Genomic DNA, 22,878 nt, shown 5'->3' on the forward strand with positions numbered 1-22,878 from the left:
GCCCCTCCCTCCCCTTCTCCCTCCCAAGGAACACCCCCATGACCCTCACCGAACAGCCCGCCGCGGCGGCGCCCGCACGCCAGGTACTCCCGGCCGAGGAGCGGTACGCCGCCGAACTGGCCTTCCTCGCCGCCCAGGACCCGGGCCCCCGCCCGCCCGGCTGGGCCCTGACCCCGCGCGCCGTCGTCACCTTCGTGTGCGGCAGCGACGGAACCGAGCTCGCCCTGCCCGGCGGCGGCAAGAGCGGCACGAAGATGGCCATCGCCCCCAAGTTCGTCGGCGAACGCGCCCTGGTCGAACGCTGCGTGGTCACCCTCGCCGGAGAGCGCGGCCTGCTGCTCACCGGCGAGCCCGGCACCGCCAAGTCGATGCTGTCCGAGCTGCTGGCCGCCGCCGTCTGCGGGACCAGCGCGCTCACCGTCCAGGGCACGGCCGGCACCACCGAGGACGCCTTCCGCTACGGCTGGAACTACGCGCTCCTCCTCGCCCAGGGCCCGAGCGCGGGAGCCCTCGTCGACTCACCGGTGCTCGCCGCCATGCGGACGGGGCGGGTGGTCCGCGTCGAGGAGATCACCCGCTGCCTGCCCGAGGTGCAGGACGCCCTCGTGTCGATCCTCTCCGACCGGCGGATCAGCGTTCCCGAACTGACCGCCACCGAGGACGCCGTGGTCAGCGCCGCCCCCGGATTCACCGTCATCGCCACCGCCAACCTGCGCGACCGCGGCGTCAGCGAGATGTCCGCCGCGCTCAAGCGGCGCTTCAACTTCGAGACCGTCGCCCCGATCGCCGACGCCGACGCGGAGGCCACCCTGATCCGCCGCCAGGCCGTCGCCGCCGTCCAGCGGGCCGGGGCGCCCTTCGGTGTGGACGACGCCGTGCTCGACGCGCTCGTCACCGTCTTCCGCGACCTGCGGGACGGGCGCTCCGCCGAGGGCTGGGACGTGGAACGGCCCAGCACGGTGATGTCCACCGCCGAAGCCGTGCAGGTGGCGGCCTCGCTGGGGGTCTCCGCGGCGTACCTGCCCGGCGGTGACGTGCTCGACCTGCTGCCGGGGCACCTGCTGGGCGTGGTCCGCAAGGAAGACCCCGCCGACCACGCCCGCCTCCTCGGCTACTGGGACGGCCCCGTCCGCCGCCGGGCCGAGGACGGCTCGGCGATGTGGCGCCGCCTGTGGGACCTGCGCGGGAGCCTGCGGTGACGCCTGACCCGAAGGCCGCGCTGGACGCCCTCGCGGCCTCCCGTACGCCGTACCTGCTCGGCGTCCGTCACCACAGCCCCGCGCTGGCGGCGGTGGTCCCCGCCCTGCTGGACGCCTCCGGCGCGGACGTGGTGTGCGTGGAGCTCCCGGCGGACTTCCAGCCGTGGCTGACCCACCTGGCCGATCCGGAGACCCTGGCCCCGATCGCCCTGGCGGGCACCTCCGGGGACGGCCGCCTCGCGTTCTACCCGTTCGCGGACTTCTCCCCGGAACTGGCGGCCATCCGCTGGGCCGCGGCGACCGGCGCGACGGTCCTGTGCTGCGACCTCCCCCTCGGCGCGTCCGCCTGGACCACCGGCGACCCGACCGAGGGCTCCCTTCCGGCCCCGCCCCCGGCGAGTCCGGGCAAGCCCCCGGCCCCGACGCGCTCCACGCCCTCTCCGTCCGAGACCCCGGCCTCGGCTACGGGCTCGGGCTCGGCCCCGGCCTCGGGTTCGGCCTCGGGTTCGAGCTCGGCCCCGGCCCCGGGCTCGGTTCCGGGTTCGGCTGCGGCCTCGGGTGCCGGGTCGCCGACGGGCCCGGACCAGGACGCGAACCCGGACCAGGACCCGGGGCGGGACCTGGGCTCCGGGCGCGGGAGGCGTTTCGCGGACGGGCTCGCCGCCGCCGGCTCCGGGCGGGACGGGGACGACATGTGGGACCGGGCCGTCGAGGTGCTCGCACCCGGCTGCGCCCCGGAAGCCGTACGCCGTGCCGCGCTCGGCGTCGGCTGGGCGCTGCGCGCGGACACCGGAGCCGTCGCGCCGACGGACCTGGCCCGCGAGGCCCACATGCGCGAGGTGATCGGCGGCGCCCTCGCCGCCGGCCACCGCGTGGCCGCCGTGATCGGCGCCTTCCACGCCCCGGCCCTCCTGCCGACGCCCCCCGCCGGGGCCTCCGCGAACCCGGCGGCGGGGGAGGAACCGGCCGCCGGGTCCGGGGCGGATGCCCCGTACGGCACCGGTCCGGCGAGCGCCGACGAGCGCCCGAACACCTCCGCCCCGGTGCCCGCGGCCCGCGTACCCGCTCCCGGGCGCGGCGGCGAACCGGTCGCCGGGGCCTCGGCGGGTGCCCCGTACGGCACCGTGCCCTCCGGGGCGGCGGCGGCCGGCGGCAATCGCCATCCCGGTCACGCCACAGCGGCGAGCGTGTCGGCCGATGCCGTCACCTCGCTCGTCGCCTACTCCTTCGATCTGCTCGACTCCCGTTCCGGGTACCCCGCCGGGATCCGGGACCCGCTCTGGCAGCAGGCCGTGCTGGAGGCCGGTGGCGATCCGGCCCTCGTGCGGGAGGCGGCCTCGGGGGCCGTCGTCCGGCTCTGCCGGGAGCTGCGCCGCGCCGGGCACACCGCGGGGACCGGCGAGGCCGCCGAGACCCTGCGGCTCGCCTGCGACCTGGCAGTCCTGCGCGGGCTCCCCGCGCCCGGCCGCGGTGAGCTCCTGGAGGCCGTCACCACCGTGCTCGGCCAGGGCGAACCCCTCGGCCGGGGACGGGCGCTGGCCCGCGCCCTCGAGGCCGTCCTCGTCGGCACCGCCCGCGGCCGGGTCACCCCGCACGCCCCCCGTTCCGGTCTCGGCCCCGCCGTCGAGGCCGAGCTGGCGGAGCTGCGGCTGCCCGGCCCCGACGACCCGGCCTCCAAGGAACTCCGCCTCGACCCGCTCCGCTCCGCCCTCGACGCCCGCCGCGAGGTGCTGCTGCAGCGGCTCCTGGTCTGCGGCGCCTCCTACGGCGAGCCCGCCCCCGTCGCCGCCACCGGCGACGGCACCGCCCTCGGCACCAAGTGGCGGCTGTCCTGGACCCCTTCCGTCCCGGCCCGCCTGGACCTCGCGGGCGTCCGCGGCGTCACCGCCGCCCAGGCCGCCGCCGGAACCCTCCGTGACACGGCCCGACGGGCCGCCGCCGACGGCGGGCCGACCCCGGCGCAGATCCTCGCCGGGCTGGGCGCCGCCGCGCGGTGCGACCTGCCCGAGCTGGTCGACGTACGGCTGCACGAGGCGGCCACCGCCCTGCCGCAGACCGCCACCCTGCCCGAACTCCTCGAAGCCCTCGACCTCCTGGAAGCCCTCCACCGAGGCCACCTCCCCGGCACCACCGACGGGTCCCGGGCCACCGCGAGCGCGCTCACCGCCGATCTCCTCGAAGCGGCCGTACGCTCCCTGCCCGGCCTCGCCGGCAGCGAGGACCCCGCCGACGCGGCCGCCCTCGTGGCCCTCGCCGACCGGGCCTCCGCCCACCGCCTGGGCCTGCGCACGGACGAGGCGCTCGCCGCCCTCGCCGCCACGGCCTCCCCACTGATGCAGGGCGCGGCCCTGGCCGTACGGGTCCTCCTCGACCTCGACCCGGCCGCCCTGCTCGGTTCCCGCGCGGCAGGATGGATCGACGGCGCGGCCGGACCCGACGGCCGGCGCGCCCTCAGCCGTCGGCTCGGCGGACTCCTCACCGCCGCGGGGCCACTGCTCCAGGCCTCCCCGGCCGCCCTCACCCCGCTCCTCGACCGGGTCGAGCGCCTCGACGACGAGCTCTTCCTCGACCGCCTTCCCGCCCTGCGCGGAGGCTTCGACGTCCTGTCGCCGGCGGCCCGCGACCGACTCCTGGACACCGTCACCGAACGCCTCGGCGACCGGATCGACCTCGGACTCGACGCCCCGCCGGCGCTCCTCGCCCTGTGGGCGGCGGCCGACGCGGCCGGACTCGCCGCGGTCCGGGCCCTTGCGCTGCCGTCCGGCGCGGAGGCCACCCGGGTTCCCGAGACCGGGCAGGACCCCGCCCCCGAGCGGGAACCGGTACGTTCCGCGGAACGGCCCGCCCGCCTGGCCCCCGCCGACCGCTGGCGGCTGCTGCTCGGCCGCGAACGCGACCGCCTGCCCGCCGACGCCCGCCGCTACGCCCACGCCCTGGACGAGCTGTACGGCGCCGGACGCGGCGAAGGCGCCGGCGACGCGGGCGGAGCAGGCCGGGGCGGCGGCCAGGAGGCCTCGTTCCCCACGGCCCGTGAGTGGTCCGAGGAACTGGCGGCCCTCTTCGGCGCCGACGTACGGGAAGAGGTGCTCGCCGGCGCCGCCGAAGCCGGCCGCACCGACGTGCTCACCCAACTCGACCCGGCGTCCGTACGGCCCTCGGTGGAGCTCCTGAGCTCCGTGCTCTCCCTCGCGGGCGGCATGCCGGAAGCCCAACTCGCCCGGCTGCGCCCCCTGGTACGGCGACTCGTGGACGAACTCGCCAGGGAACTGGCGACCCGGCTGCGACCGGCCCTCTCCGGCATCGCCACCCCGCGCCCCACCCGCCGCCCCGGCGGCACCCTCGACCTGGCCCGCACCCTGCGCGCCAACCTCGCGCACACCAGCCGGCGCGCCGACGGCAGCGTGGTCGTCGTCCCCGAGCGGCCCGTGTTCAGCACCCGGGCGAGCCGCGAGGCCGACTGGCGGCTGATCCTCGTCGTCGACGTGTCCGGATCCATGGAGGCGTCGGTCGTCTGGTCGGCGCTCATCGCGGCCGTGCTGGGCGGCGTACCGACCCTGTCCACCCACTTCCTCGCCTTCTCCACCCAGGTGGTGGACCTCACCGACCGGGTGGACGACCCGCTGTCGCTGCTGCTGGAGGTCCGGGTCGGCGGCGGCACGCACATCGCCGCCGGGCTCGCCCACGCCCGCTCCCTCATCACCGTCCCGAGCCGCACCCTCGTCGTGGTGGTCAGCGACTTCGAGGAGGGCGCCCCCATCGGCGGGCTCCTCGGCGAGGTCCGCGCGCTGGCCGCCTCCGGCGCCCACCTGCTGGGCTGCGCCGCGCTCGACGACACCGGCTCGCCCCGCTACAGCGTCCCCGTCGCCCGGCAACTCGTCGCGGCCGGCATGCCGGTGGCCGCCCTCAGCCCCCTCGCCCTCGCCCGCTGGGTCGGGGACCGCCTCCGTGGAGAAGCCAGTTGAGCACCGAACTGCCCGCCGTCGCGCCCGAGGTGCTCGCCGAAGCCGTCGAGGGCCTCACCGCGCGGCTGCGCAAGAAGCTGGACGCGGCCATCGAGAGCTGCGGCGAGGGCGCCACCCGAGAGGCGGACGGCAGCGTCACCGTCCGCTTCGGCGAGGACGCGGTGGTCACCCTGACACCGGGTCCCGAGGGCACGGTCACCCGTGCCGAACAGGCCGTGTGCAGCTGCCTGCTGGCACCGCGCTGCCTCCACCGCACCGCGGTCCTGGGCGCGGCCCCGCTGGCGGACGCGCCCCTGGACCCCGACCCGTCCCCGGACGCCGAGCGGCCGGCCCCGGTGGCCGAGCCGCTCCCGGTTCCGGGCGGCGCGCAGCCGGAGGGCGTCGGCGAGGGCCCGTCGGCCCCGGAGCCGCCGCAGACCTCCAGGGGACCTGGAGAGCCGGAGCCTTCGCAGGCCCCGCAGCGTTCGCCGGAACGGCCGCCCGTCGGAGGCTCGCCGGCCGCGGAACCGGCGCGGGTCCCCGGGGCCTCCCGCGCTCCGGGGACCCCTCACGATCCGGGGGCCCCCGCGGCGCCCGAGGCCCCCGTGCCGGCCAAGCCGCTCACCGCGGCCCAGGTGGACGCCGCAGCCGCGCTCTGGCAGGCCGCCGCCGAGGCGCTCGCCGCCGGGGTGACGGCCGGAGGAGCCGTGGTCCAGGCCGAGTTGCTGCGGGCCGCGCACACCGCCCGCCTCGCCGGGCTGCCCGCCGCCGAGGCCGCCGCGCTCCGGGTCGTACGCGGACTGCGCGCGGCCCGCGAGCGCCGGGCCGGCCAGCGGCTCGCCGACCTCACCGGCGTCTTCCGCGCACTCCTGCACACCACCGCACTGCTCGCCGCCGGTTCCGCCGATCCCGCACTCACCGGCACCTCCCGCCGGGCCTACACCCCGGGCGGCAGCCTCCAGGTGTACGGGCTGTGCCGCGAACCGGTGCTCTCCGCCACCGGCTACGGGGGCGTGGTCACCCACCTGCTCGCCCCGGACGGCGCCCACTACTCCGTGGCCGACGTACGCCCCGGCGGTCTCGCGCGCGCCCGCGGGGCGGGGTCCGCCTCCGTGGCCCTCGGCGGTGCCACCCTCGACCACGCCGGACTCGCCCGCGGCGGTCTGCGCATCGTCGGCGCGACCGTCTCCCCGGAAGGCCGCCTCGGCGCCGGACGCTCGGTCAGGGCGACCCCCCTGCGGGGTGCGTCCTGGACCGGGGAGCCCGCCGCCGCGCTCTTCGCCCGACCGGCCGCCGAGGCCGTCGCCGGGCAACTGGCCGCCGGATCCGACGAGTCCGCGCCCACGCTGCTCGGCTGCGACGTCACGGTGGTCGGCGCTGCGGGGGAGCACCTCGTGGTCCGCGAGCTGCGCGAGGACGCGCCGCTGCTGCGGCTGCTGCCCGCGCACCCCCACCCGGAGCTGCCGCACGCGGAGAACCTGCGCAGGCTGGCCCGGCACCCCGGACTCGCACTCCGCGTGCTCGGCCGCCCCGACCTGGACCGCGCGGCCACGCTTCGCCCCCTCGCCGTCGGTCCCGTACCCGGCGCGGAGTACACCCTGCGGCTGCCCGAGGAATGGCTCGGTCGTGCCGACCTGGGCTACGACCGGCTGCAGGGCGCCCACTTCCCGCACCCGTCCACCACGCCCGCCCCGGCTCCCGCAGCCGCCCCCGACCTCCCGGACCCGCTCGCCGACTCCCCGTTGTGGCGTACGCGCCGCCTCCTGGAGACCGGGATCGCGGGAGGCCGCCGGGCCGTCGCCGAGGCCGCCCGCGCCGACGGGCCCGTGGCAGCGTACGGACCGCTGCGTCGGGCAGGCCTCACCGCGGCCGCGGAACTGGCCTCCGCCCTCGCCGCCGAGGCCGACCGGCGGCCCCGCGACGCCTTCGGCCGCCTCTGCGACCCCTCGGCCGACGGTTACGCCCGCGCCTGGCTGGCCGCGGCCACCCACCTCGCGGCGGCGGAGCGCCTGCTGGTCGCCGCCTCCTGGGCGGCTACCCGGTGAGCAGCCACGCCCGCAGCGCGCCGAAGTCCGCGTCGGTGAGGCCCAGTCCGGGATCGACGCGGTGCAGGAGGGCCCGACCGGGGTGGTGGTCGGCCACCCAGGCGCGGTCGGCGGCCGTGATCTCGTCGTCCACCCAGACGAAGGGGCGCCCGGCCGCGTGCCCGACGAGGCCGGGGGTCTTCCAGTGGACCCGGCTCGGCACACCGCGCCCGGCCTCGTCGCAGGGCTCGGGCCACTCCAGCACGGGCAACGGCGGCAGGCCGAGCCGGGGAGCGAGGCACTCGTTGGCCTCCTCCATCCAGGTGGTGGCCCACACCAGCTCGCACTCCAGCGCCGCGAGCCGGGGCCCGACCGTGGGATCGACCCTGGCGAGCAGGGGGTTGTCGTCGTCCCCCTGCGGGTACGGGCCGGCCCCGAACGGGATGAGCGGTCCGTCGACATCGAGGTACAGGAGCGGGCGGGCCGCGGAAACGGTCATGCCCGCACCGTACGCCGTGGAACCGGACCCGGTGTTTTCCCCTCTTGGGAGCCAGGGGGGAGCACCATGACGCAGAGGAACACGAAGGCGAAGACGACGGGCCGAATCCTGGCGGCGGGGCTCTTGTGCGCCGTGCTGGTGGCCTGCGGGACCGGGCGGGCGGGACAGGCCTCGGGTCCCGCCCCGGTCCCGAGCCCGACATCGGAGAAGTGCGCGCTCGACGTACCGACGGAGGAACAGACGGGCGGCTACGCGGGGCCGCCGACCGATCAGGAGACGGGTGGCTACGCGGGGCCGCCGACCGATCAGGAGACGGGTGGCTACGCGGGCCCGCCCACCGATCAGGAGACCGGTGCCTACGCGGGCCCGCCCACCGACCAGGACACCGGCTCCGCCGGCCCGCCCACCGACGGCGACACCACCACGGACGCCGAGATCGGGAACGGCGGTGGCCCCTGCGGCCCGGCGGACTGGTTCGACATGACCCGGGACTTCACCGCCTACGCCGCCGCGCACCGCGCCGAACACGACGAGTTCCTCGTCCGGCAGACCCGCGTCCGCAAGGTCCGCACCGTCGGCGAGGCGAACATCCTCTTCAGCACCGCAGAGGTGGGCAAGGGCCGCGGCGACACGGCCCGGCGCATCGCCGAGCTGTTCTCCTCCTGGCGGCACGAGGTGTACGGGGACCACGGCACGCTGGTCCTCCGCACGGGCGACGGCAGCGACGCGAGCGACGCGAGCGCCGGGATCGTGATCACCGAACGCTGGTGACCCCCGGCCACACCGCGTCCCACAGCGCGCAGTGGTGCTCTGCCCGCGCGTCCACCGTACGGATCCCCCGCGCGCCCGGCGCCAGCGACAGCACCGAGTCCGGCCCTCGGTACCGGGGCCACCGCACGCCGCCCGGACCCGGCTCCGGGCGCCCGGTACGGGCGAAGGACGTCCAGTACCGGGTCATCCGGTCCGCCAGCTCCCGCTGCGGTCCGGCCAGTGGAGCCATCGTGAACAGGTAGGGCAGCTCGAAGCCGTGCGAGGCCCCGTACGGCAGTCCGGCCGGCTCCGGCAGTCCCGTGAAGTTCGGCGCGTCCCGGTCGGCGAACCGGTAGCCGTACGTCGGCACGTGCCGGGCGAGCGCCCCGTCGTCCCGCAGCGCCGGACAGGTGAACGAGGCGTCGGACAGCGCCGCGGCCCAGGCCGCCGCGGGCGTCGGGTGGTCGGACACCGGATACGCCGTCTCGACGGCCCGTGCGGTCCCGGCGCCGAACGACCGTTCCAGCCGTGCCCGGTACGCGGCCGCGTCGGCGACCGGATACGCCGTCAGGGTCTGAGCGACGAAGACCCGCATCTCGTCGCGGGTGGTGCCCTGGAGCACCGGCACCCGGTGGAACCGCCCGCTCTCCAGGGCCCGCCTCGGTTCGACGGGCAGCAGGCCGTTCCCGTACGGCACGAGCGAGAACCGCTGCATCAGCTCGGGGACCGCGAGCGTACGGGCGTCCAGCCGGCGCAGGCAGTCCAGCACCCCGCCCGCCGGTCCGTCGCAGCCGAGCCGGCGGGCCGCCCGGGCCCCGTCCGCGACGGTCCGCGCCTCGGGCACGAAGGGCTCGTACCTGCCCAGTTCGGGCAGCAGCGAGCGCGCGGGAATCGTCGTCGAGCACGAGCCGCTCTGCACGATCGCCTTGTGGAAGAGGCCGGCGGAGGCGGGTGAGGCGAGGTGGGCGCACACGCTGAGCGCGCCGGCCGACTCGCCGAAGACGGTCACGTCGCGCGGATCCGCCCCGAAGCGCGCCGCGTTGGCCCGCACCCAGCGCAGCGCCGCCTGCTGGTCCGCGAGGGCGAGCGCGGGGGCCCCGCCGAGCTCGGGGTGGCCGAACAGCCCGAAGACGCCCAGTCGGTAATTGACCGTCACGACCACCACCGCGCCGCGGACGACGAGCCGCTCCGGCCGGTAGAGGTCGCCCGCGCCGTTGACGAACCCGCCGCCGTGGAACCACACCATCACGGGCAGCCCCCGCGGGCCGCCGCCGCCCGCCGGCGCCGTCAGGTTGAGGAACAGACAGTCCTCCGCGCCGCTCGGTCCACCCGGCCCGATGGCCGGCAGTTGCACGCACCGCGCTCCCGCGGCCCCGGCGTCGCGGATGCCCGCCCAGCGGGCGGCCGGCCGTGGCGGCCGCCAGCGCAGGGCGCCGGTCGGGGGAGCGGCGTACGGGATCCCCTCGAAGGTTCGGTACCCGTCGTGCGCCCGTCCCCGGACCACGCCCCGGTCGGTCTCCACCACAAGCGGCCCGGGCGACGGCGAGAAGACCGGCGCGGGCACGGGCGCCGCGCCGGTCAGGAGCAGTACGACGGGCAGTACGACAGGGAGTACGAGGGTCAGGAGCGGAACGGGCCACCCCCGGCGCCGGGCAGTGGTGTCGGGCACGGGTGACGCCCTTTCCCCGTGGGGCCGGGCGGCCCCCGTTTGCCCGCCCCGAATGGCGCAGCGAGCGGATTCGACCGTAAATGTAACAAAGCGTGCGCTTCCCATGACGCACGATGACCGGCGCGCGATGTGTAGACCCGCGCGTCGGCGAACGGAGCTTTCCATGAATGACCCCATCGCCCTCGCGGCTTCGGACCACGACGACCGCCCCGGGACCCCCGACACCCCACCGCCTCCGGAAGTGCCGGAGGTGCCGGGAGCGCCGGACGCCCGGCCGATACGCACGCTGCTGGAGACCGCGGTCACCTGCCGTCCGCTCGAAGAGGTCACCGCTCTGGTGAGCCTCCTCAAGGAGGACGGCCGCCTCCCCGACGCCGGACACGAGGCGCTGCGCACGGCCGCCGTGACCCGACCCGTCCAGGACGTCCAGCGGATGGTCGCCCTCCTCGGCGAGCCCCCGCACGAGACCGTCGAAGCCGACATCACCCTGCGCGCCGCCGCCGTGGGGCGCCCGATCGAGGACGTCGCCCTGCTGGCGACCATCCTCGGCCACGAGGAGCACCGCACCGCGGACCGGAGGGGTGCCCCGGTGCCCGACGAGCCCGAGGCTCCCGCCCCGGTCCACGAGGAGCCGTTCGCGGAGGAGCCGTACGACCCCGGCTACTCGGAGCTCTACGACGCCCCCTACCAGGAGCGGCCGCGGCGCACCCCCGTGGCGGCGGTTCCGGTCCCCGTCGCCGCCCCCGTGCCCACTCCGGCCGGTGCCGGGGGCCAGGTGCTGCGGCACGTACTGCGCTGGCCCGTGGCGATCGCCCTGCTGGTCAGCGGGGTGCTCCACCTCCCCGCGGACCTGACGGCACTGCAGTCCGCGCCGCCCGAGCGGTACCTGCCGCTGCTGGTCACCGTGGTCTGCCTGGGGCTCGGCGCGCTGCTGGCGCTCCGGGACACCGCGGCGGTGTGGCGGGCCGGGGCGGTCGCCGCCCTCGGCGTCGTCGCCCTGCACGTGGCGGGCGGTGCGGCGGGCTTCGACCCACTGGCCGGGGCGTTGGGCGGCTCCGTGGCCTGGGCGGGCGTCGCGGTGGTCCTCTGCGCGGCGGCCGGTGCCCTCCTCGCGGGCCTGGCACTGCGGACCCGCCAGGAGAGCTCGGCCTGACCCGCGGCCGACCCGGTACGAAGCGGCACCCGGCGCCCCGAGGCGCGGGGTGCCGCTTCACGTGGTGGGTGCCCGACGCTGCGCGAGCTGTGCGAGCAACTGGACATGCGCACGCCTGATGCGCGACCACGCCTGAGGCGCCCCGTCGCCCCACCGAAAGGGAGCAGTCATGCAGGACACCACCCCGCTGCGCGACGCCCATCGCGCGCCGCTGGACGCCGCCGACACGGTGGCGGGCTCCGGGCCCGCGGTTCCCGCCCCGGCGCCCGGGCCTCGCGGAACAGGAGGTGCCGGGACACACCAAGCAGCTCCTGGACCTCCTGCCGGCCTGAACCGGAAGCCCTCCGACCCCCGGCCGGGCCGGCTCAGGGCGCCCGCCGGGTGCGGGTCCACTCCCGCACCTGGTCCGCGGACCAGGTGTTGATCACGCGGCCGGTGGGGACCCCGCACTCGACGGCCCGTTCGCAGCCCAACGGCTGCCAGTCCAGCTGGCCCGGGGCGTGTGCGTCCGTGTCGACGGCGAAGAAGGTCCCCGCCGCCACGGCGAGCCGCAGCAGCCGCCTCGGCGGGTCCAGCCGTTCGGGGCGACTGTTGATCTCCACGGCGGTACCGGCCTCCGCGCAGGCGGCGAAGACCGCCTCGGCGTCGAACCGCGACTCGGGTCGCGTCCGGCCCGTCACCAGCCGCCCCGTGCAGTGGCCCAGTACGTCCATCAGCGGATTGCGCACCGCCGCCAGCAGCCGGCGGGTCATCGCGGGCGCGTCCATCCGCAGCTTCGAGTGCACCGAGCCGACCACGAGGTCCAGCCGGTCCAGCAGCTCCGGCTCCTGGTCCAGCGAACCGTCGTCGAGGATGTCGCACTCGATGCCCGTGAGCAGCCGGAACGGAGCCCACGTCTCGTTGAGCGCGGCCACCACCCCCAGCTGCTCCCGCAGCCGTTCCGCCGAGAGCCCCCGGGCGATCGTCAGCCGCGGCGAATGGTCGGTGAGGACGGCCCACTCGTGGCCCAGCGCGGCCGCGGCCCGCCCCATGGCCTCGATCGGGCTCCCGCCGTCCGACCAGTCCGAGTGGAGGTGGCAGTCGCCGCGCAGCGCCGCGCGCAGGGCGGCGCCGGCGGGCGTGGTCGGGGGCGCCTCCGGGAGCGCGGCCGCCTCGTCCTCCAGGTTCCGCAGATAGGCCGGTACCTCCCCGGCGAGTGCCTCGCGCACGACCTGCGCCGTCTTGGGGCCCAGCCCCTTGACCTGCTCCAGGGAGCCGGCCCCGACGCGGTCGGCCACCTCCCGGCCGTCCATCCGCCCGAGCGCGGCCGCCGCCGTACGGAAGGCCCGGACCCGGTAGGTGGGGGCCTGCGCGCGCTCCAGCAGGAAGGCGATCCGGTCCAGCGCCGCAACCGGGTCCATCGCGCACCTCCTGACGTCCGGACCCAGTGTCCGGCGGGGGCCGCCTCCGCGCCTGTCGCGCGCTACGCCTCCCGCGCCTCCTCTTGCGGTACGGCGGCGTCGAGTGCGGCGGTGAGCCGGTTCAGGCGGGTCTGGAGCTCCAGGATCTCGCCGAGCTCGAACCCCGTGGCGGTCGCGATCCGGCGCGGCACCTCCACGGCCCGGGCGCGCAGCGCGGCGCCTTCCTCGGTGAGGTGCGCGTGTACGGAACGCTCGTCCTCGGCGCTGCGCTCACGGCGCACCAAACCGGCCGCCTCCAGTCGCTTGAGCAGCGGGGACAGCGTCCCCGAGTCGAGCCGCAGGTGCTGCCCGATCTGCTTGACCGGCATCTCGCCGTGCTCCCACAGCACCAGCATCACCAGGTACTGCGGGTAGGTGAGCCCGAGGTCCTTGAGGACGACGCGGTACAGCCCGCCGAAGGCGCGGCTCGCAGCGTTCAGCGCGAAGCAGATCTGGCCGTCCAGGCGGAGGAAGTCCTGGTCGGGGTGGAGGGCGGTCGGCTGCTCGGTCATGCGGCCAGTGTACCCGGGGCGGACTTGCGAGGCATTTAATTGTGCACAACTGAATTGTGTGCTCTACTCATGGAGCGACGCCGAGCACGGCGCCGCGACGGTCGATCTCTTCGACTTCTTCGATCTCTGCGAGAGGGAACCCCGATGGACGCGCTGTACACCGCCGTAGCCACCGCCAACGGCCGCGAGGGCCGCACCGTCAGCTCCGACGGGCAGCTCGACCTCGCCCTCGCCATGCCCCCGGCGCTCGGCGGCAACGGACAGGGCACCAACCCCGAGCAGCTCTTCGCCGCCGGCTACGCCGCCTGCTTCGCCAGCGCCCTCGGCCTGGTCGGCCGCCAGGCCAAGGCCGACACGAGCGAGGTCTCCGTCACCGCCGAGGTCTCCATCGGCAAGGACGGCGCGGGCTTCGGCCTGGGCGTCGTCCTGCGCGTCGAGCTCCCCGAGTCCCTGGCGGGCGAGACGGGCACCCTGCTGGTCAAGCAGGCGCACGAGGTCTGCCCCTACTCCCGCGCCACGCGCGGCAACATCGAGGTGGACCTCGTCATCGAGTAGGTCCCCCGATCCACACGGGTGCGGTGCGGCGAAGATGCCGGGGGCCCGGCGGGCGGCGACCATGGAGGAGCACCGACCTCAGTGGGGGCCGCACGCCGGGAGACGCTCATGGCGCACACCTACGCAACCGACGTACTGGTCGTCGGCGCGGGCCCGGTCGGGCTGACCGCGGCCGTGGAACTGCGGCGACGCGGAATCCGCTGCCGGATCATCGACCGGCTCCCCGAACGGCTGCCGTTCGCGAAGGCCGTCGGCATCCAGCCCCGCACCCTGGAACTCTGGGACCGCATGGGGCTGGTGCGCACCGCCCTGGAGGCGGCCGTCCCGCTGAGCGGGCAACTCGTCTACGTCAACGGCGTCGAGCAGCCCCGCATGGACCTGGCCCTGCCGCCCGAAGTCCCGTACGGATTCGCGGCCCTGCCGCAGTACGAGACCGAACGCGTCCTCACCGAATTCCTGGCCCGCTTCGGAACCGCGATCGAACGCGGAGCCGAACTGGACTCGTTCACCCAGGACGCCGACGGAGTGACCAGCCGGGTCCGTACCCCTTCCGGAGCGGAGGAAGAGGTACGGACCCGGTTCCTCGTGGGCTGCGACGGCGCCCACAGCGCCGTCCGCAAGGGGCTCGGGCTCACCTTCGAAGGCGGCGCCTTCCCCGACGGGTTCATGCTGGCCGACGTGGAACTCGACTGGGACCTCCCGCACGACTACACGGTGCGCGCCATGCACCAGGACGCCTCCGGCGCCGTGGACGACGTACTGGTCTGCATCCCGCTGCCCGGCGCGGGCCGCTACCGCGTGTCGATGATGGTCCCGCCCGAGCTCTCCACCGCCCAGCAGGCGCAGGAAGCCCCCGACGGAGTCGCGCACGGGCTGCAGAGCGGCGGCCGCGCCCCCGAACTGCCCGACATCCAGGCCGTCCTGGACCGGCTGGCACCGAAACCGACCACCGCCTCGGCCGTACGCTGGACCTCCGTCTTCCGCATCAGCCACCGCATCGTCGACACGTACGGCGACGGCCGGGTCTTCGTCGCCGGGGACGCGGCCCACATCCACCCGCCCACCGGAGCCCAGGGCATGAACACCGGTATCCAGGACGCCTGGAACCTGGCCTGGAAGCTCGCCCTCGCCGTCGACGGCCTCGCCCACCCCGACCTGCTCGCCTCCTACGACACCGAGCGCCGGCCCGTCGGCGAGGAAGTCGTGGGCCGCACCGTGCGGCACGCCGCCCACGGTGTCCAGGCAGACCCGGAGGACCCGGCCACGCTGATGCTGCGCGAGGCCCAACTCCTCGTCGGCTACCGGGGCAGCCCGATCACCGACCCGCCGGGGGAGGGCCGCGGCCCCCGCCCCGGCGACCGCGCTCCCGACTGCGTCGGCCTCAGCGGCGAGATCGCCGCCTACCCACTGCGCCTCTACGACCTGCTGCGCGACCGCGACCACGTACTTCTGCTGTACGGCGGCGCCCAGGACCCCGGCGCACTCGCCCGCACGGCGCGGGAGGCGTCCGGCGCCCGGATGGAGACCCTCGTGCTCCTCACCGCGGGCAGCCCGCACACCGCGGCGCGGGGACTGCCCGTCTACACCGACACCGCGGGCCAGTTCGCCCGCCTCTACGAGACGGACGGCCCGACGGCCTTCGTGATCCGCCCCGACGGCCACCTCGGCGCCCGCCTCGCCCCGCCCACCCCGGAGGCACTGCGCACCCACCTGGCGCGCGTCTTCGCCCCCACCGGCTGAGCAGGGCCCACCGTCACCTGTGGTCGTCCGCCTTCGCGGCCTCACGGCGCTGCCGCTTGCCCAACGGTGCCTGCGACAGGTCCTCGGCCGTCGACTTGAGCTGCTTGAAGCCGTACCCGCGCTCGGCCAGCCAGCTCTCCGCCGCCAGCTCCGCGCGGGCCGTCGCGTCGAGGATGTCCTCCTCCGCCTCGCCCGAGTCCAGGAAACGGAACGTGAAGAAGGGCCGGGCCGCGAGGTCGTACGTGAGGTGCCCCTCGGCGGTGAAGGCGGCGCGCAGCACGTCGTGCTCGGGCGCGGCTGCGAGCAGCTCCGAACGCTGCTCGTCGGTGAGGTGGTCGAAGGAACCGCGGACGGTGATGCGGAAGGTACGGGAACTCATCCCGGCAGCCTAGATCGGGCACCGTGCCCACGCACCGGGATTTCCATCCGCACAGCGGCCGGGGCCCTGCGAAGTCCGGACCGGGGATCACGATTTTGGAGTTGCCGGAGGATCCTCAATACGATCCGGCGATGATCACAAGAAAACGGCTTGCGGCCGGGGCGTGCGGACTGCTCGCCGCCCTCGCCGTCGGGCTCTTCCCGGCCAGCGCCGGCGCCGCCGACGGAACGACGAAGGAACCTCCCAAGGTCGATCTCGTCCTCGACGTCAGCGGCTCCATGCGGGCGACCGACATCGACGGCCAGTCCCGGATGGCCGCGGCGAAGCAGGCCTTCAACGAGGTCATCGACGCCGTCCCCAATGAAGTACGGCTCGGCATACGCACCCTGGGGGCCACCTACCCCGGCGAGGACAAGGCCCTCGGCTGCAAGGACACCAAGCAGCTGTACCCGGTCGGCCCCCTCAACCGGACCGAGGCGAAGACCGCCGTGGCCACCCTCGCCCCCACCGGCTGGACCCCGATCGGCCCGGCCCTGCTGGCCGCGGCCCAGGACCTGGACGGCGGTGACGCCACCAAGCGGATCGTCCTCATCACCGACGGCGAGGACACCTGCGCCCCGCTCGACCCCTGTGAAGTGGCCCGCGACATCGCCGCCAAGGGCATCCACCTGACCATCGACACCCTCGGCCTGGTCCCGGACGCCAAGACCCGCGCCCAGCTCACCTGCATCGCCGAGGCCACCGGCGGCACCTACACCTCGGTGCAGCACAAGGCGGAACTCTCCGGCAGGGTCCGCCAACTCGTCGACCGGGCGGCCGATCCCGTCGTCAACCCGGTCGCGACCGAGGGCGCCAAGCAGTGCGAAGGCGCCCCCCTGCTCAAGCCCGGCCTCTACAGCGACCGCGAGACCTTCGGCGAGCACCGCTGGTACCGCGTCGAGGTCCTGCCCGGCCAGGAGCTGCGCGCCTCGGTGAGCATCGCCTCCGACCGCGCCGTCAACAGGGACTACGGAGTCCTGCTGCGCGCCACGACCGTCCACGGCCGCGAGATCGTCCGGGGCTCGGAAGCCGGTGACGGCCGCACCGACGCGATCTCCACCGGCCTGCGCTACCCGAAGGCCGAGATCGACGGGACCGACTCGGACAAGCCGGCCGCCGAGACCGTCTGCGTCCAGGTCAGCAACTCCTTCTCCGCGCCCGCCTCCGTCAAGACGACGCCCGGCATGCCCGTCGAGCTCACCGTCGAGCTGGTGGACGGACCCGACGAGGCCTCCGACGCCGCCGCCTTCGGCCTCGGGCGCGGCTGGTGGCTGCTTGCCGCGCTCACGATCGTCGGGCTGCTGGCCGGACTGGTGTGGGGCTGGGTCTCGCGCTGGCGCATCTCCGTCTGGAGGACCAACTGATGCGTACCGTACGCACACTGACGGCCGCACTGCTGGCCGGTGCCGCCGCACTCGCGGTGGCGGGCTGCTCGGCCGAGGCCGACGGTTCCTCGGCCACCGCGTCGCCCTCCGCGTCGGCCACGGCCACCGGCGACAAGGCCGGCCCCGACAAGAACGCCGGCAAGACCGGAACGGCGCCGACCGAGGCGGGCACCAGCTTCCGCACCGCCACCGCCTTCCTACCCGGCGAGAAGGCCACGGCCGGGGCCTCCACCGGCGACTACCTCTACTGGGTCGTCCCCGTCGACGCCGAGCAGCGCGCCACGGTCAAGGCCACCGTCACCCTCCCCGACTCCGCGAGCCGGCACGGCGCCGCCACCTGGCAGCTCGACGTGTACGACGGACTGCGCCGCCGCCAGGCGTGCACGTACGGCAACCAGACCCGCGCCGCCGCCAAGGAGGCGGCCACGGTCGAACTGTCCTGCACCCTGCGCACCGTCCGCGCGTCGGCCGAGCAGTGGGCCAACGACCCGCTGCCCGGCAGCTACTACGTACGCCTGACCGTCCTCGACGTGCCGGACGAGGACAAGGGCCTGCCGGTACGGGCCTCGGTCGAGGCCGACGTGAAGGACACGGGCGGCGCCCACGCGGTGGACGGATCGCTCTCCACGCCGCTGGTCCCCGCCACCGTCACCGGCACCCGGCGCGCACCGGAGGCCGGTTGGTCCGGCGGCTGGTGGACGGACCGCTGGCTCTGGACCGCGGCGGGCGGAGTCCTCGCGGCCCTCGCGGGCCTCTACGGGTACTCCCTGACGCGCGGCTCCGGCCGGCCGCCCGGGGTCCCGCCGCGGGCCTGACCGAGCGCATCGCCGGGGCCGTGAGGGACTCCTTCACGGCCCCGGCCCCGTACGAACGGCACCACTAGCGCAGACGCGTGAGCCTGGTCCCGACCGAAGGCTCGGCCAGGTCCCCGCGCACCGCCACCGGCACGCTCTTGGCCCCGTCCCCGTCGCCCACCGTGAGCACCCCGACCTCGGTACCGTCCTTCGCGGTACGAACCGTTCCCGAAGCCCCGGCGGTGAGCGAGATCCGCATCCGCTGGCCCGGAACACCGATCACGTTCAGGTCCTTCGTCGCCACGAGCGGGGTGCGGCCGCCGAGCCCGTCGTCCACGTAACCGACCTGTTGGCCCTTGCGGACGGCCGGAGTCGAGGCCAGCGCGCCCCGCACCGCCTCGATCACCTTCCGGCTGTTCTCCTTCACCAGGACCAGACTGTTCGCGCCGTCCGGGTCCGGGCCGTCCACGTGCTGGTCCATCATCGTGCCGAGGATCCGGGGGGTCTCGTCGCCCACGGTCTTGTACGCCGCCCACATCAGCGTCCCGCCGGCCGGCGTGCTCGAACCCGTCTTGATGCCCTTGATGCTGAGGCCCGACGCGGTGAGCAGATTGCCGTTGTTGTTGTAGATCGGCTTGGGCAGGCCCTTGATGGTGGCGTCGGGCAGGGCGACGACCGCGCGGAACGCCTCGTCCTTCATCACGGCCTCGGCGAGCTTGAGCTGGTCGACGGCGGTGCTGACGGTACCCGCGTCCAAACCGCTGGGATCCGTGTACGTGGTGTTCTTCATCCCGAGTTCCCCCGCGGCGGCGTTCATCTTCGCGACGAAAGCCGTCTCGTCACCGCTGCCGGTGTCCCACCGGGCGAGGAGGCGGGCCACGTTGTTGGCGGACGGGATCATCAACATCTTGAGCATGTCCTGCTGGCTGAACTTCGTACCGGCGGTGAGCCCTTCGGCGCGCGACTCGCTCTCGGAGTTGCCTTCCGCCACCGCCTTCGCGTCGACCTCGACGGAGGGGCCCGCGTCGTCCTTGTTGCGCAGCGGGTGGCCCTTCAGGATCACGTAGGCCGTCATCACCTTGGCGACGCTGGCCGTCGGGACGGGCTTCTGCTCCCCGAACGTACTGATGTCACCGGATCCGACGACGCGGATGGCCCCCTGCCCCTTGGCGGGCCAGGGCACGGTGAACTGCCCGTCCAGGGCGTGGACGGACTCGGCGGCGACGAACACCGGTGCGGGGAGCGGCCGCAGCAGCTGCGCGCCGACGCAGGCACCGCCGAGCAGCAGGAGCAACGGCGTCCACACCTTGACCCGCCGCACGATGGTCCGCCGGGGGGTCTCGGGAGGGGGAGCGGTATTGGTGAGCGAGGCCAACAACTCGAGCGGCGGCACCGCCGCCCCGGCCCCGGGCGCCGCCCCGCCGCCCGCACCGTCGAGCCCTCGCACCCCCGCCCCGACCCCCGGGCCTCCCCGGAGCCCTTCCGCCGGGCCGGGCGCCACTTCGACGCCCGGCCCGGTGGAGGCCGTGGCCTCGCGGAGTGCCCGGGGGGCCGCCCCTGCGGCCGCCTGCTCCTCGGCGTCGGGTGCCGTCCCCCTGCCGGGACCGGCGACCGGGTCCCCAAGGAGCCCCTTCACCTCGCCCGGCGCCGTCTTCACGCCCGGTCCGGTGTCGGGGTCTCCCCGGAGCCCTTCGGCCGCGGACGGCCCGCCCGTTGCCGGCTCGGCGTCCCGATCCGGCCGGAGGGCCGCCTCCGCGTCGGCCGTTGCCTCACGGAGTGCCGGGGGCGCCTCAGCGGCGACCCGCTCCTCGTCGTCCGGTGCCGCCCCCGCGTCGGAGTCCGCGCGGTCGCCGGTTTCCTCGTCGGCATCCGCCGTGGTGCGTGCTTCTGCACCGAGACCCGCCGGGTCACCGTCCTCCGTGTCCGTGTCGGACGTGGTGTGTGCTTCTGCCTCCGGGGCAGACCGGTCGTCGGCTCCTTCGTCCGCGTCCGTGACGGCGGGCTCCTCGTCCGGTGCCGCCCCGGTGTCCGCTTCCGCGTCCTCGGCCGGGTCGGCGTCCGTCGCGTCGTCCGGGCTCGCCTCCGCGTCCGGTGCGGCCTCGGCGTCAGTACCGGCCCCCGACTCCTCACCGGTCCCCTCGGAATCCGGGTCCGTCTCCCGAGCCCCGTCCCGGAGGTCCCCGGAGCCGGGTTCAGGGCGTGTTCCGGCGCCCTCGTCGGGCTCGCGGTCGGCCGACACCTCGGGGTCCGCCTCGGACGTACGGGCGGGCTCCGTCCCGACCGCGGCCCGGGGGTCGGCGGGGGTTTCGTCCCCCGCCGGCGCCCCGTCCGGGTCCGCCCCCGGGTCGGGGGTGGTCTCCGGCATCCGCAGAACGGTGGTCCGTTCCATCTCCCCGCCGTCCGAGGACCCGTCCGCCGCCGTCACTGCCTTCATCCCAGCCCCGCTCTGCCGCTCGCACCCGGTCCTCGCCGGGGCCCGCACGCGGTGCCCGGCGTTCGGCCGGTCATTGCCGATACCGTGAGGTGAGGGCCCCGACGGGCCCTCGCCGCATGCCTAGATGTCCACGGTGGGGCCGGCCGTTCCCCGCGTCCGATCCTGTGACCGTTCGGTCATATTCAGCGACTTCAGCGGCGCGACACGGCACCCTGAACAGGTCAGGAGCGGCTTCCGGCGCGCGAACGGGCCCGGTATCCCGCGAGCTTCGCCAGGTTGCCGCAGCGCTCCGTCAGCACCAACGCCGCCGCCCACCGGGGAGTCGTCGAGGAGCACCAACGAACAGTCCGGGTTCTCGCACTCGTTCACCCGCGCCGGCTCCCGTCCGTCCCCGCCCATCGCCGCCCGCAGGGCCAGGTGGCGCTGCGGTGCGGATCGCGGCGGATGCCGGGGCACGAGTCATCGCCGTCGCGAGCTCGGCCGCCGAAGCGGCCCGGGCCACCGGGCTCGGCGCCCACGGGGATGACGGCGTCGGCGGGGCCTCAGCGCGTGCTGTGCCCGAGTACGAGGTGGGCCGCGACCTCCCGGTCGGCGTCCGTGTCGATGAAGGACACGATCACCGGACTGCTGCCCGTCGGCCCGCCGGCGGTCGCGCGCATCCGGTAGCGCTCGACGCGGACGGCCTCGCGGGCGAGCGGCGCACCGCCCGTGAACAGCGAGAGCGGCTTGACGTCGTTGGCGATGCGCAGGTCCGCCGGCCGCCAGGCGCCCGAGGCTGCGTCGAGGCGCTCCAGCAGGAAGCCCGGTCCGCTGCCGGGCCGGTCTCCGGGTTCGCCGACGAGGAACTCCATCTGGAAGGCGACCAGCACGTGCCGGTATTCGGCTGAGTTCCCGTTCCGCAAGGTCACGGTGAACTCCTGCCCGGCGCCGCCGCGCACCAGTGAGAGCGCGCCGCCCGGAGTGTCGACGGCGACCGACGGTCGGGTCGGAGCCGCCGGGGGAGGAGCCGGCGTACGCGAGGCAGACGCGGAGGGGAAAGCCGAGAACGACGGCGACGCCCCGGAAGCCGCGGCTGTCGCCGGTGAGGTCGCTGTCGCCGTCGCCGTCGCCGCAGGGGAATCCGACGCGGAGGCGGTCGCCGGCGCGGAGGCCGCCGCGCCCGCCGGAGGCGCACCGGCCTTGTCCGCGCATCCGGCGGCGCCCGCCAGCAGGACGGCGGACAGGGTCGCGGCGGTGAGGACCCGGCGGGTTCCTCCGGGTGCGGGCATGCGATCGGTCTCCCCGAGGTCGTTTCGCAGGAAGCTAACAACCGGAATCCGCCCGGACGAGGCCGGGAGGGACTCGGGCGGGCGACGTTTCGGTCACGACGCGCCACCGCGGGTGGCCCCGGGCGCTCAGACGATCAGGGTCGCCTCGAGCACGGTGACCGCATGCCCGCCGAGCAGTACGCGGTCTCCGCGCAGGGCGGTCCTGACCACACCGGTGCGTGCCGAGGCCTGGAATCCCACGAGCCGGTCACGGCCGCCCAGCCGCGCCGACCAGAAGGGAGCCAACGAGGTGTGGGCGCTGCCCGTCACCGGGTCCTCGGGAATGCCGTTGGCGGGCGCGAAGAAGCGGGACACGAAGTCGTGGCCCCGCTCGTGCCCCTCCGCGGCCGCCGTGACGATGATCCCGCGCAGTCCCTCGCGCACGGTCAGCGCCGCGATCGCCCCGAGGTCGGGACGCAGCGCCCGCACGGCGGCCTCGTCGGGCAGGACCGTGAGCAGATCACCGAGGGCGCCGGTGCGGAACGTGCCCTCGGGCCGCACGCCGAGCGCCTCGACGAGACCCGCGGGGACGGGCACCTCGTCCGCCGGGGCGGCGGGGAAGTCCAGGGTGAACTCCCCGTCCGCCCCCGCGTGCGCGATGAGCAACCCGTACGAGCGGCTGCGGAAGCGCACCGAGTCGCCGGTCAGCAGCCCTTCGCGGTGCAGCGTGTGCGCCGTGGCCAATGTGGCATGCCCGCACAGTCGGGCCTCGACGAGCGGGGTGAACCAACGGATCTCCCAGTCGGCCTCCTCCCCGGCGGGGAGGGGCAGCGCGAAGGCCGTCTCCGGATGGTTCAGCTCGGCGGCGATGCGCCGCAGCCGGGAATCCCGCGGCCAGGGCCCCGCGGGGAGCAGGCACACGCCGGCGGGGTTTCCGGCGAAGGGGCGCGTGGTGAAGGCGTCGACGATCTGGATACGCATGCCGAGAACGTATCGAGGCCAATGGGCGCCGCTGCAAGGCCAATTGCGCGGAAGTGGCCTGCGCGCCGAACCGTCCGACGCGTGGCCGATTCGTATGGTCCGACTGATAGGAGGATGTCCGCATGCCGGACGTCGTCC

The 22,878-nt window shown here is 75.5% G+C and carries 17 protein-coding genes; 9 read left to right on the forward strand and 8 right to left on the reverse strand.

The features are described from left to right. Positions 1–38 precede the first annotated feature (38 nt). The 3 genes from ACFYZL_RS19715 to ACFYZL_RS19725 are packed head-to-tail and all read left to right on the forward strand — an operon-like array spanning position 39 to position 7,185. Positions 39–1,199, forward strand: a complete 1,161-nt coding sequence (locus ACFYZL_RS19715; RefSeq protein ID WP_388680405.1) for an AAA family ATPase — start codon at positions 39–41, stop codon at positions 1,197–1,199. Further along, positions 1,196–5,161, forward strand: coding sequence for a DUF5682 family protein (locus ACFYZL_RS19720; protein ID WP_388680408.1), 3,966 nt, complete (start codon positions 1,196–1,198; stop codon positions 5,159–5,161). The genes ACFYZL_RS19715 and ACFYZL_RS19720 overlap by 4 nt, the downstream gene beginning before the upstream one ends. Continuing rightward, entirely contained in the window at positions 5,158–7,185 is a 2,028-nt protein-coding gene (locus ACFYZL_RS19725) for a hypothetical protein (RefSeq protein WP_388680411.1), read from the forward strand. Before ACFYZL_RS19720 ends, ACFYZL_RS19725 begins: the two co-directional genes overlap by 4 nt. On the opposite strand, the gene ACFYZL_RS19730 is transcribed toward ACFYZL_RS19725, so the two are convergent. Then, a complete protein-coding gene (locus tag ACFYZL_RS19730) occupies positions 7,175–7,663 on the reverse strand; it encodes an HAD domain-containing protein (protein ID WP_388680414.1) in 489 nt (162 codons plus the stop codon). The two genes, ACFYZL_RS19725 and ACFYZL_RS19730, sit on opposite strands and share 11 nt — an antisense overlap. Positions 7,664–7,729: 66 nt before the next feature. Between ACFYZL_RS19730 and ACFYZL_RS19735 the strand changes: the two genes are divergently transcribed. After that, positions 7,730–8,434, forward strand: a complete 705-nt coding sequence (locus ACFYZL_RS19735) for a hypothetical protein (protein ID WP_388680417.1) — start codon at positions 7,730–7,732, stop codon at positions 8,432–8,434. Here ACFYZL_RS19735 and ACFYZL_RS19740 read toward each other — a convergent pair. After that, the gene (locus tag ACFYZL_RS19740; protein WP_388680420.1) at positions 8,418–10,082 is read right to left on the reverse strand and encodes a carboxylesterase/lipase family protein; all 1,665 of its coding nucleotides are present in this window, start codon (positions 10,080–10,082) and stop codon (positions 8,418–8,420) included. The two genes, ACFYZL_RS19735 and ACFYZL_RS19740, sit on opposite strands and share 17 nt — an antisense overlap. Positions 10,083–10,245: 163 nt before the next feature. On the opposite strand from ACFYZL_RS19740, the gene ACFYZL_RS19745 reads away from it, so the two are divergent. Beyond that, positions 10,246–11,235, forward strand: a complete 990-nt coding sequence (locus ACFYZL_RS19745) for a hypothetical protein (protein WP_384748713.1) — start codon at positions 10,246–10,248, stop codon at positions 11,233–11,235. Between the two features lie 365 nt (positions 11,236–11,600). Here ACFYZL_RS19745 and ACFYZL_RS19750 read toward each other — a convergent pair whose 3' ends face one another. Together ACFYZL_RS19750 and ACFYZL_RS19755 are read right to left on the reverse strand one after the other, a co-directional pair. Beyond that, positions 11,601–12,635 (reverse strand): PHP domain-containing protein, encoded by a 1,035-nt coding sequence (locus tag ACFYZL_RS19750; protein ID WP_388680423.1) that lies wholly within the window; start codon positions 12,633–12,635, stop codon positions 11,601–11,603. Between the two features lie 62 nt (positions 12,636–12,697). Further along, positions 12,698–13,186 carry a MarR family winged helix-turn-helix transcriptional regulator gene (locus tag ACFYZL_RS19755; RefSeq protein WP_388680426.1) on the reverse strand — a complete coding sequence of 163 codons (489 nt, stop codon included), beginning with the start codon at positions 13,184–13,186 and terminating at the stop codon, positions 12,698–12,700. Between the two features lie 144 nt (positions 13,187–13,330). Between ACFYZL_RS19755 and ACFYZL_RS19760 the strand changes: the two genes are divergently transcribed. Both ACFYZL_RS19760 and ACFYZL_RS19765 read left to right on the forward strand, forming a co-directional pair. Next, positions 13,331–13,741, forward strand: coding sequence for an organic hydroperoxide resistance protein (locus tag ACFYZL_RS19760; protein WP_384578983.1), 411 nt, complete (start codon positions 13,331–13,333; stop codon positions 13,739–13,741). Positions 13,742–13,849: 108 nt separating this feature from the next. Further along, a complete protein-coding gene (locus ACFYZL_RS19765) occupies positions 13,850–15,481 on the forward strand; it encodes an FAD-dependent monooxygenase (protein WP_388680429.1) in 1,632 nt (543 codons plus the stop codon). 13 nt (positions 15,482–15,494) lie between these two features. On the opposite strand, the gene ACFYZL_RS19770 is transcribed toward ACFYZL_RS19765, so the two are convergent. Then, entirely contained in the window at positions 15,495–15,860 is a 366-nt protein-coding gene (locus ACFYZL_RS19770) for a DUF6204 family protein (RefSeq protein WP_384748724.1), read from the reverse strand. A gap of 131 nt (positions 15,861–15,991) precedes the next feature. On the opposite strand from ACFYZL_RS19770, the gene ACFYZL_RS19775 reads away from it, so the two are divergent. Next, positions 15,992–17,263, forward strand: a complete 1,272-nt coding sequence (locus ACFYZL_RS19775) for a VWA domain-containing protein (protein ID WP_384748727.1) — start codon at positions 15,992–15,994, stop codon at positions 17,261–17,263. Then, positions 17,263–18,099: a hypothetical protein gene (locus ACFYZL_RS19780; RefSeq protein WP_384748730.1), complete on the forward strand. Its 837-nt coding sequence runs from the start codon at positions 17,263–17,265 to the stop codon at positions 18,097–18,099. The genes ACFYZL_RS19775 and ACFYZL_RS19780 overlap by 1 nt, the downstream gene beginning before the upstream one ends. Before the next feature lie 64 nt (positions 18,100–18,163). Here ACFYZL_RS19780 and ACFYZL_RS19785 read toward each other — a convergent pair whose 3' ends face one another. The 3 genes from ACFYZL_RS19785 to ACFYZL_RS19795 all read right to left on the reverse strand — a co-directional run bounded on the left by ACFYZL_RS19785 (position 18,164) and on the right by ACFYZL_RS19795 (position 22,740). Beyond that, positions 18,164–20,512, reverse strand: coding sequence for a D-alanyl-D-alanine carboxypeptidase (locus ACFYZL_RS19785; RefSeq protein ID WP_388680434.1), 2,349 nt, complete (start codon positions 20,510–20,512; stop codon positions 18,164–18,166). Between the two features lie 542 nt (positions 20,513–21,054). Then, complete coding sequence (locus ACFYZL_RS19790) at positions 21,055–21,780, reverse strand: hypothetical protein (protein ID WP_388680437.1); 726 nt, start codon at positions 21,778–21,780, stop codon at positions 21,055–21,057. A 126-nt stretch (positions 21,781–21,906) separates the two neighbouring features. Beyond that, the gene (locus ACFYZL_RS19795) at positions 21,907–22,740 is read right to left on the reverse strand and encodes a PhzF family phenazine biosynthesis protein (RefSeq protein ID WP_388680440.1); all 834 of its coding nucleotides are present in this window, start codon (positions 22,738–22,740) and stop codon (positions 21,907–21,909) included. Positions 22,741–22,878: the final 138 nt, after the last annotated feature.

Origin of the sequence: Streptomyces sp. NPDC001717 (assembly GCF_042892775.1) — a bacterium.
In the GTDB taxonomy this organism is placed as follows: domain Bacteria; phylum Actinomycetota; class Actinomycetes; order Streptomycetales; family Streptomycetaceae; genus Streptomyces.

Bases quoted from the DNA above. Each gene is read 5' to 3' on its own strand.
- ACFYZL_RS19715 (WP_388680405.1), top strand. From the start codon at position 39: ATGACCCTCACCGAACAGCCCGCCGCGGCGGCGCCCGCACGCCAGGTA.
- ACFYZL_RS19755 (WP_388680426.1), bottom strand. From the start codon at position 13,186: ATGACCGAGCAGCCGACCGCCCTCCACCCCGACCAGGACTTCCTCCGC.
- ACFYZL_RS19765 (WP_388680429.1), top strand. From the start codon at position 13,850: ATGGCGCACACCTACGCAACCGACGTACTGGTCGTCGGCGCGGGCCCG.
- ACFYZL_RS19770 (WP_384748724.1), bottom strand. From the start codon at position 15,860: ATGAGTTCCCGTACCTTCCGCATCACCGTCCGCGGTTCCTTCGACCAC.
- ACFYZL_RS19730 (WP_388680414.1), bottom strand. From the start codon at position 7,663: ATGACCGTTTCCGCGGCCCGCCCGCTCCTGTACCTCGATGTCGACGGA.
- ACFYZL_RS19735 (WP_388680417.1), top strand. From the start codon at position 7,730: ATGACGCAGAGGAACACGAAGGCGAAGACGACGGGCCGAATCCTGGCG.
- ACFYZL_RS19775 (WP_384748727.1), top strand. From the start codon at position 15,992: ATGATCACAAGAAAACGGCTTGCGGCCGGGGCGTGCGGACTGCTCGCC.
- ACFYZL_RS19790 (WP_388680437.1), bottom strand. From the start codon at position 21,780: ATGCCCGCACCCGGAGGAACCCGCCGGGTCCTCACCGCCGCGACCCTG.
- ACFYZL_RS19745 (WP_384748713.1), top strand. From the start codon at position 10,246: ATGAATGACCCCATCGCCCTCGCGGCTTCGGACCACGACGACCGCCCC.
- ACFYZL_RS19795 (WP_388680440.1), bottom strand. From the start codon at position 22,740: ATGCGTATCCAGATCGTCGACGCCTTCACCACGCGCCCCTTCGCCGGA.
- ACFYZL_RS19785 (WP_388680434.1), bottom strand. From the start codon at position 20,512: ATGAAGGCAGTGACGGCGGCGGACGGGTCCTCGGACGGCGGGGAGATG.
- ACFYZL_RS19780 (WP_384748730.1), top strand. From the start codon at position 17,263: ATGCGTACCGTACGCACACTGACGGCCGCACTGCTGGCCGGTGCCGCC.
- ACFYZL_RS19760 (WP_384578983.1), top strand. From the start codon at position 13,331: ATGGACGCGCTGTACACCGCCGTAGCCACCGCCAACGGCCGCGAGGGC.
- ACFYZL_RS19750 (WP_388680423.1), bottom strand. From the start codon at position 12,635: ATGGACCCGGTTGCGGCGCTGGACCGGATCGCCTTCCTGCTGGAGCGC.